The 9,349-nt window shown below is 42.4% G+C and carries 8 protein-coding genes and 1 pseudogene; 2 read left to right on the top strand and 7 right to left on the bottom strand.

Annotated features, from left to right (window positions below):
• Positions 1–567: 567 nt before the first annotated feature.
• Entirely contained in the window at positions 568–2,208 is a 1,641-nt protein-coding gene (gene cimA, locus EWV68_RS21260) for a citramalate synthase (protein WP_061431578.1), read from the bottom strand.
• A 261-nt stretch (positions 2,209–2,469) separates the two neighbouring features.
• Between cimA and EWV68_RS21255 the strand changes: the two genes are divergently transcribed.
• A complete protein-coding gene (locus EWV68_RS21255; protein WP_061431577.1) occupies positions 2,470–3,015 on the top strand; it encodes a hypothetical protein in 546 nt (181 codons plus the stop codon).
• Here the strand turns inward: EWV68_RS21255 and sds are convergent.
• Positions 3,012–3,983: a solanesyl diphosphate synthase gene (gene sds, locus EWV68_RS21250; RefSeq protein ID WP_061431576.1), complete on the bottom strand. Its 972-nt coding sequence runs from the start codon at positions 3,981–3,983 to the stop codon at positions 3,012–3,014. The two genes, EWV68_RS21255 and sds, sit on opposite strands and share 4 nt — an antisense overlap.
• 416 nt (positions 3,984–4,399) lie before the next feature.
• Between sds and EWV68_RS21245 the strand changes: the two genes are divergently transcribed.
• Positions 4,400–5,095 (top strand): HAD family hydrolase, encoded by a 696-nt coding sequence (locus EWV68_RS21245; RefSeq protein WP_002801790.1) that lies wholly within the window; start codon positions 4,400–4,402, stop codon positions 5,093–5,095.
• On the opposite strand, the gene EWV68_RS21240 is transcribed toward EWV68_RS21245, so the two are convergent.
• From EWV68_RS21240 to EWV68_RS21225, 5 genes and pseudogenes are all read right to left on the bottom strand, one after another.
• Complete coding sequence (locus tag EWV68_RS21240) at positions 5,092–5,712, bottom strand: CPP1-like family protein (protein ID WP_287170957.1); 621 nt, start codon at positions 5,710–5,712, stop codon at positions 5,092–5,094. The genes EWV68_RS21245 and EWV68_RS21240 overlap by 4 nt on opposite strands.
• A gap of 86 nt (positions 5,713–5,798) precedes the next feature.
• On the bottom strand, positions 5,799–6,860 hold the full coding sequence (locus tag EWV68_RS21235; protein ID WP_287170955.1) for a CIA30 family protein: 1,062 nt from the start codon (positions 6,858–6,860) through the stop codon (positions 5,799–5,801).
• Positions 6,861–7,313: 453 nt separating this feature from the next.
• A pseudogene (locus EWV68_RS21230) lies at positions 7,314–8,336 on the bottom strand (hypothetical protein); the annotation flags it as partial.
• Positions 8,335–8,598 (bottom strand): hypothetical protein, encoded by a 264-nt coding sequence (locus EWV68_RS22195; protein WP_502705883.1) that lies wholly within the window; start codon positions 8,596–8,598, stop codon positions 8,335–8,337. The pseudogene EWV68_RS21230 and the gene EWV68_RS22195, both read right to left, overlap by 2 nt.
• A 178-nt stretch (positions 8,599–8,776) precedes the next feature.
• On the bottom strand, positions 8,777–8,983 hold the full coding sequence (locus EWV68_RS21225) for a DUF4351 domain-containing protein (protein ID WP_287170953.1): 207 nt from the start codon (positions 8,981–8,983) through the stop codon (positions 8,777–8,779).
• Positions 8,984–9,349 lie beyond the last annotated feature (366 nt).

Below are 9,349 nucleotides of genomic sequence, written 5' to 3'. Positions count from 1 at the left end.
TTCTTCGGTTTCTGTTATGCAATGTACGGGGGTTATAAGGGACGGAACCCTTATAGAGAAAAACGTTTGGCGATTTTTGTCAATTGTTTTTGATCTAGAGCGAACTAATCAATTAAATCTCTTGCCAGATAAGGATTTAGTTTATTTATGCCACCCTATCGAACCATAAAAAGTAACGAAGAGCCTACCTAGTTAAGCTTGCTTGCTCTTGTTGGAAGAATTATGGATTCTTTCTGATAATATATCAGTGTTTAAACTCTGTCAAAGCGACATTATATTAAATCCTGTTTAAAAGGTATAAGGGACCTGCGTAGGAATAATATCCCAGCCAGACACTCGCTCTGTAGAAGAATCAGACCAGCCATAAATGGTACATTATCAAAGCGCAAGTCCCTAAGGGAGAGGGGAGATAGGAGACAGGAGATAGGAGTCAGGAGTTAACTGTTCAGTGAAAACTCAAATCTGATAACTGATAACTGATAACTGATAACTGATAACTGATAACTGATAACTGATAACTGATAACTGATAACTGATAACTGATAACTGATAACTGATAACTGTTCCCTAAATTATCCCCAAAGGACAAAATTGACCCGATAATTCTAGTTTATTGTTTTGCAGCAGATATAAACCGTATTCAATTCCTTCCACCACTGCTTGATAGGAAGCTTCCAAAATATTACTAGACACTCCCACGGTTGTCCATCTTTGTTGACCGTTACTGGACTCGATTAAAACCCTAGTTTTCGCTGCCGTCCCCGAACCACTATCGAGGATTCTCACTTTATAATCGGTCAGGTGAAAGTTAGCAATTTCGGGATAGAATTTGACTAAAGCCTTTCTTAAAGCTCGATCTAAAGCAGCCACGGGCCCGTTACCCTCGGCCACTTCTAATAAATCTTCCTCTTTTACCTGTACTTTAATTGTTGCAATCGCATTACCACTATCCCGGAGCATATCACAATAAACTTGGAATCCTTTTAATTCAAAAAGGTGGCTTCTTTGTCCCAAAGCTTCCCGCATTAATAACTCAAAACTAGCTTCGGCTGCTTCAAATTGATAACCCTCACTTTCCAAGATTTTTAAACGTTCCAAAATTTGCCGACAGGTGGGATCATCTTTATTTAAATCGATGCCAAAACTGCGCGCTTTCGCTAACACATTACTTAATCCCGATTGGTCAGAAATGACAATGCGACGCTGATTCCCGATCGCTTCCGGGTTAATATGTTCGTAGGTTAGGGGATTTTTCGCCACCGCAGAAACGTGAATGCCGCCTTTATGGGCAAAAGCAGAACGTCCGACGAAGGGAGCATGATCATCTGGGGCTAAATTGACCATTTCGCTGATTTTTCGGCTAGTTCCCGCCAATCGGCCTAATTGATTTTCTTCTAGGCAAGAAAAGCCCATTTTTAACTGAAGATTGGGAATTAAAGTACATAAATTGGCATTGCCGCAGCGTTCCCCATAACCGTTAATTGTGCCTTGAATCATGCGTGCGCCCTCGTTAACTGCCGCTAAGGAGTTGGCTACGGCTGTTCCCGCATCATTATGGGCATGGATGCCTAATTTAGTCCCATTTTCCCCATCGGGATCGATGCCCAATGTCTCCCGCACTTTTTCCACAATAGGGGCGATTTCTTGGGGTAAAGTGCCACCGTTGGTATCACAGAAAACTAACCATTCGGCCCCGGCATCCCTGGCGGTTTTGAGGGTTAAAAGGGCGTATTCAGGGTTATTTTTGTAACCATCAAACCAATGTTCGGCATCATAAATGACTCGTTTTCCCTGACAGCGTAGATACTCGATCGTATCTCCTATCATGGCTAAATTCTCCTCCAGACTGGTTTTTAAGCCCTCTGTGACGTGCAGATCCCAAGATTTGCCGAAAATTGTCACCCAACGGGTTCTAGCGGCGAGAATGGCGGTTAACATCCGATCTTCCCGGGCCTCGATATGGGGGCGACGAGTGGAACAAAAAGCGACTAATTCCGCTTGTTTTAGGGGTTCTTCGTGCAGTTTCCAGAAAAATTGACCGTCTCTAGGGTTTGCGCCCGGCCAACCGCCTTCGATAAAAGGAATACCCATCCGATCTAATTCCCTGGCGATTTTAATTTTATCTTCTAGGGAGAGGGAAATCCCTTCTCGCTGGGCCCCATCCCGGAGAGTAGTGTCATAGACCCAAATGCGCTTACCATTGTTCATAGAAATAGTCAATAAGTGTTAATATTAATTAATAACTGTAGCAAGTTAAAATCACGCCCCTAATGCCTAGAATAACAGTTTACGGTCAAACAATCACCTGCGATCGAGGTGCAAATCTCTGTTCAGTTATCAGTTATCAGTTATCAGTTATCAGTTTTGAGTTTTCAGTGAGCAGTATTAAGTATTAAAGTGTTAAAGTATTAAGTGGCAAGTTCGGAGCCTTCTTTTCACTGTTTACTGTTTACTGATTAAGGTTATCAAATGAACGAGACAACAACTTTTCGGATATCACCAATAATTCGGGTAACTTTATTAAGTTTATATGTGGCGTTAACCATCCCTTTACCCTTTTTAGCAAAAGTCACTAATTCCCCTGTTAGTCCCAATTTTCTCTGGGTAGGAATTAGCTTAGGATTAATCGCTTTATACGGAGCTTTAAGTGAAAGAGTCATTTTATCAGAAACAGGGATACAAGTTACCTATCCCCAATGGTTTCCTGCTTTTCTTCGCTCTGGTTGGTGGTTAAATTGGACAGATATAAAAGAACTTAAATGTCGCAGTACAGGACAGGGTGGTTTAGTTTATTATTTCCTTGATCGCTCCTCAGAAAAAGCCTATTTATTGCCGATGCGAGTAGTGGGGTTTAATCGCATGGTCAAAATAATCGAGGAAAAAACTAACTTGGATATGACCGATATTCGCCCCCTTTCTCAGCCTTGGATGTATGGAATTCTTTTTATTCTCACCCTATTTTTATTATTAGTCGATGCTTGGACTATTGCTACGGCGAGAACTATTATTCCCTAATAAATTCGGCTCAAAACGTAATCTACTAGCTCGATTAACACATCTTTTGAGGGAGAGGAAGCTAAACATTCAAGGTGTTTTAAGGCACTTTGACCGTATTGATCGGCTAATTCTTTTGAGCGAGGAATACCTTGGCTAGAGTGAATAAAATCAAGAGCTTTTTCGATGTCTCCTTCCTGACTAAATTCCCGCTCGATTAACACTTCTATATAGGGATTTTCCTCCATGGCAAAGAGAGCGGGAGCAGTGATATTACCACTGATCAAATCGGAGCCAGAGGGTTTTCCTAATACTTCCGTAGGGGAGGTAAAATCGAGAATATCATCGACGATTTGAAAAGCTAATCCTAAATCGCGACCATAATTATATAAATGATGATTAACTTCAGCTGATTGCTCGCTTAATACCCCGGCCGCTTTGGCACTGTTGGCAATTAAAGAAGCAGTTTTGTAGTAACTTTTTTCTAGATAAGCTGCCAAGGAGATACTGGTATCAAAGCGATTAATTCCCTGTTGAATTTCCCCTTCAGCAAAATCGCGAATCACTTCTGAGAGCAATTTTACCACTTCTAAATTATCTAAATTAGCTAGATACCAAGAGGATTGAGCGAAAAGAAAATCCCCCGCTAAAACCGCCACGCGATTGTCAAATAAACTGTTAACGGTGGGAACACTGCGCCGCAATTCTGCCTCATCTACCACATCATCATGGACGAGACTGGCAGTGTGGATCATCTCCGTGATTTCCGCTAATCGACGATGACGGGGAGTTATATCCCGGTCTAACATGGTAGCGCGAGACACTAACAACACGATCGCCGGTCGAACGCGTTTACCACCGGCCTCGAACAAATGTTCTGCTGCCGCCGCTAAAATGGGATGACGAGCGCCGACGAGGTTTTTTAAGTTATTGGTCAAAAGACGGAGATCATCGTCAACGGGTGCGAATAAAGAAGTTGTTGGGATCATTGGTTAGCCAATTGGCGAGATAGTTACGAAAGTTTACATATCCTTACATTTATTTTAAGCTAACCGTCCAGACTAGGGAAGGGGAAGCATCAGTGATCAGTGATCAGTAATCAGTAAACAGTGAGGGGTTGGGGTTTTAGGGTTTTAGGGTTTTAGGGGTTGGGGTTTTAGGGTTTTAGGGTTTTAGTTGAAATTTCCCCACTTCCCCACTTCCCCATTTCCCCACTTCCCCACTTCCCCACTTCCCCCCGCAACGCGCACGAAGTGGTCTCCCCACTTCCCCCCACACCCCACACCCTACACCCCACACCCCACTTCCCTCATCCCTAATTTTTTTCCTGACAAAACTCTTGTCATTGTCAAGACTCTAGGGTAACTTGTATATAAAAATTAATAAAGCGAGAAGTATTAGAACGATGTTGAGACTAATTAGCGACTTTGACGGCCCGATAATGGACGTATCGGAGCGATATTACCAAGTTTATCAAGACTGTTTACAGAAAACCGCCTATAAAGGTCAAATTATCGGGGAATTATCGAAAGCGGAATTCTGGCAGTTAAAACGGGATCAGGTTTCTGAGAAGCGTATCGGGGAAATGTCAGGATTAGATGAAGATCAAGCGCGTAAATTTGCCCATCTTCGTCGTCAAACTGTCCATACTTTACCCTATCTTGTCCACGATCGCCCGGTGGTTGGTTCTTTGGAAACTCTCCAGAAAATCCAAGAGTTAAAGATCGATTTAGTCGTGATGACGATGCGGCGGGTATCCGAGCTAGATCATGCCTTTAATCGCCACGATATCGGTCGTTTTTTCGCCGCTAATCGTCGTTATTGTCTAAATAACAATTACACCAAAACCAACGACGTGCGCGACAAAACCCTGCTTATGGCTAAGGCCGCTAAAGAACTGCCGGCGGCTGCCGATACTTGGATGGTGGGGGATACGGAAGCGGATATTGCCGCCGCTAAAAGCCAAAATATTAAGGTTATTGGCGTATTATCGGGGATTCGCAGCCGTTCCCGTTTAGAGAGCTACGAGCCTGATTATATCGTCAATAACCTTGGGGAAGCAGTGGACGTGATCTTAGGCTCCCTACGAGCGATTGGTTAACGGAAAAAACTACTAATCACCCAAAAGATTAGAAAAGTGACGAGCGCATAAATTTGGCGATCGCCGAAGATATGCAAATCAGCCTTGGCCGCTAAACTGGCTAATCCCGCTCCCAGAGCGACTCCTAGCAATAAACCAGCGAGAGTGAATAGTAAGGCGCGGCCAAAACGTTTTTCCTTGCGGTTGAAAAAATAGATATTAACGAAAACGCCAAAAGCTAAGAGCAGCGGTAAGAGGGAGCCACTGGGATCGGGAACTAACAGCGTTATTGCTCCTAAACAAGCGTAAATCACTGCTGGTACACCGATATCCCGTGCAGAAGGTGTATCGATTAAGCTTTGCCACCAGTGAGGAGATTTGCTGCTAGTCACCGGTTTACTTTCCACCGGAATCGTCAGACGTTCAGGAAAACGAATGCGATCGGGTACTTTAATTCTACCCTCCTGTCGCATCCGCAGTCGATCCATCAGGACGGAATCGTAGGCCGACTCGATCAATTCGACAATTTTGCTATCATTTTGATACTGTTGCACCAGTCTTTGTTTGGCCTCTTGAATTTCTTCAAAAGAGGATTCTTCAGTAACCCCAAGTTGTTCGTAGGGATTCTGTTCACTCATGAACATACCTCCTTAATTATGCTCCCGATAGTCATGATCTTAACCCGATGTTCTGTAGTTTAACTTGAGATGCAAGCTTATTTAAATTAATTAAGTTTAGCGAAAATCTGAGCAGAATCGATCGCTTCGTAGGGATAACCACTGGCATCTAAAAGGCTTTTTTCGGCGATTTCTCCTTCTTTAACGATAATTAAGCGGTTTTTGCCCCCGTAGGCTTTAATTGTGACAATTTCTAAAGCAAATAACCCCGGGGAGAAACGGGGATTTATGGCCCCATCGTACTCGAATTTACTCTGCATTAACTGCAAAGCATAGACGCTACTGCTATCAAAGGGTGCTGCATCTCTCATCGTTTTGGCCCGCACCACCGGGATTAAATCTCCAAAAGGAATAGAAATCTTTTGCCAGGTGCGCTCAAATGTATCAAAAGAATAACAGTAACCGATGCCATCCCAACGTCCTTCACAGCGCAGAATTAATTTATAGCGTTTTCCGTCCCCTTGTACCTGTAATTCTATTCCCTCGTAGTTAGATAAATTTAGGGGAGGATTCATGTTTCTGGTACGAACTGAGGCAAAACCGCCGTTATTTTCGGTTCTAACGATACCGGAAAAGAGCGCTCGTCCTCCGCTTAGGGTTATCTGACTCTCACTCACTCCTCCCATTACCACATCATCCACCGCACCCCAGATTTCTTTGATATCACTGCTGGGATTGCTAAAGTCAAAGAGGGTTTTTTCGGCGGTTATCCCGGCATTTTTCAATAAATCGAGTAAATTAGCTAAACTATGGCGGTTATTCTCCCCTTGACAGTAGATAATTCTCTCAATCCCTGTGAATAATTGCGGGGTTTGCAGAGCAAATAAATCGACATTTTCAGCAAATAATTGACGTGCATCATCAATATTATCGACTAAAGCGCGAATTTGATAGTTTTGCTGCTGTAGTTGGGTGATTACTTTTCTACCGATCGCATTTTCACCACCAATGACTAAAATGGTCTTCATCCCTTGCTCATTTGTTAGCTGATTTTTTTTATCTTCCCCGAAACCGAGCAGCTTTTGCAGACAACTCCACAGGGGAATACTATCAAAATAGTCTAGAGTTTGCCAAAATCTCTGAAAATCCCAGCTTTTTGACTCAGCCATAACTTTTCTCTCCTAAAAAGGTACTGATAAGTAGTCGCGCAAAATTAATTTCCTCGTCGAGACAGGAGACAGGAGACGGGATACAGGAGACGGGATCGGATTTGAGTTTTTAGTTCACTGTTTACTGATCACAGCAGAAGTCTGACGGAGTAGTGGCTTAGATGTGTAATTGATTGTGCTTAGATACTTAAAGTTAGTCTAACCAAACCAGCTTTAATCCTTGCGGCAAACGCTCGTTAATTTCTCTGAAAACCCCTATATATATTTAGGCACGGATTCCCATTATATAAAAAGTATAAGTCAAGTCTTGGCTTTTGTCAAGCATTTTGGTTGAGATTCTTTTGGGTGTAAGCTGTACTGAATTTAAATTACTTGTTGAGATAAGGCACTCTTGCAATAGGCAATAGGCAAGCGGAAGGTATAGGGGAAGCGGGGAGATGGGTTTTAAAGTTCGATTGGGAGTTCATTACTTTCGACTGTTGTGTCAGCAGTGGGGTCAACAGTTACGGTAGCACTCGCTGAACCAGCAAGAAAATTCACTGTCCCTGTTGTACTGGTGAAATTTGCTGCACCGGTTTGAGTGTAATCTGCGCTAAAAGTAGCTGTTCCCCCAACTGTATAGTTAGCGGTTAAGGCGCTGGTAGTAGAACCAGTACGAGTGAAGGTATAGACTAAGTTAGTTGTCCCATCTTCATTGACACTACTGGGAGCAACCGCAAGGGTAATACTGGGAAGAGTAGGACTAGAAACATAACTAAAATAACTAGCAGTTAGACTTAATGCTGTTTGATTATTGATAACCGCAATGAGTTCATCTGGTTCGCTTCCTGGTTTGTTGATGTAGAGATTAGTCTTAGAACCAGAAACCGTTAACAGATAGTCGCCACTTGAACCCCGTAGTTGAATAATATCATCAGTGGTGTTAAAGTCGGTAATTGTCGCGTAGTCGTTATTACCCGGAAGGGTGCTATTACCGTCATCATAGAAGGTCTTTGTCGTATCTGCAAGGATAAAGCGATCATTTCCTGTTCCTCCTTCTAAAGTATCTCGTTCTCCTGTACCGCTATTGGTTCCTTGTAGGGTGTCATTACCATTACCACCATAAAGAGCATCATTACCAGTATCACCATTTAAAACATCATTGCCTTCTTCTCCGTAAAGATTATCATCTCCTGCACCACCATTAATAGTATCGTTACCATCGCGTCCATAAATACCATACCAAATATAATTTTCACTGTCTGAAGTACCAAGAATAAAATCAGCGAAATTTGTCCCTATAAAACCACCATTTAAACCGTAACCACCATTAAAACTATTAATGGAAATGAGAGTATCAACCTCACTACCAATGGTGATAGTACCATTACCTGTAGTTGGGTCATAGGTCATGGTCAGCCCAGTGGTACGATCACTGTAATTTGCTACATAATAATCAAAACCCGTGCCACCATTGATAGTATCGTTACCAGCATCAGTATATAACGCTATAAATCTTATTCTTACTGCTGGAATATGCACCATTCGCCGTCCCCAAAACTTCACTACTAAGTATCTCAATTGGGGGAAGTTGACTAAAATTTCGGCTTTGCCACTGCTGTTGTATTTCTGTCGCTTTAACCACATCATAACTTGCTCCAAAAGCGATGGCCAAATTTGCCCAAAAGCCATCAGATTGAGCGAAATCGAACAAAACATCGTCAACAACAGGAAGAATCGGCAACAGTGAAGAAGTCATGACATTAACTGCAAAAGTTTATTGCTAACAGTTTTAGCCCAACAAGCACCAATTTTTCAAGACTTCCATAACAGAAATTAACATTGATCGGGAAAACTGTATATACAGAAAACGGGTTTCTCGGAGAAACCCGTTTTCTCAAGACTGAAGGTTAAAAAGGCGATCGCTAAAGTCAAAGCTAGGCAGTTAAAGTATTTAACCAATTGATTAAATCTTCAACCGTAGAGAAATCGAATAAAGCTTCTCCTAATGCTTCGACATCATCAATATTTAGCTGCATAATTTTAGTTTCCAATGAAGGATTAATCTCCCCTAACTTGCGTTTAAGTTGACGAAGAATCAATGTCTTTTTGCGTTCAATACCGCGTTCAATACCTTGACGCATCCAACTGGTGGTAATTTGTATAACTCCCTCCTGTACGGGTTGACTAAATGTGCTAATCTCTTCTTGAAATTGTATCTCTTCGACCGGATTTAGATTGAGATAAGTATCAATAAATCGGGAAATTAATTACATTTTCGCTGGATTTAACTTTAAAGTAATTAGGGTTTGCTGAATAAATCTAAAAACCTTGTTGGATAAGGCTTTTAGACTTTTTTGACCTCAAAAAGTCCCGACCCTTGCAGTGATCGAGGGGAAAATTCAGGTACTTTTTCCCTGAAAATTAGGTAATTGACCAGGTGAAAATGGGTAAAACCCCACACCCCACCTGCCCCCCCGATGTCGGGGGGGTTGGGGGGGCCACACCCT

Source organism: Microcystis sp. M_QC_C_20170808_M9Col, from assembly GCF_007095495.1.
GTDB classification, from domain to species: Bacteria; Cyanobacteriota; Cyanobacteriia; order Cyanobacteriales; family Microcystaceae; genus Microcystis; species Microcystis aeruginosa.
Note: the sequence above shows the minus strand (reverse complement) of the source record. Positions and strands in the feature narration are given on the sequence as shown.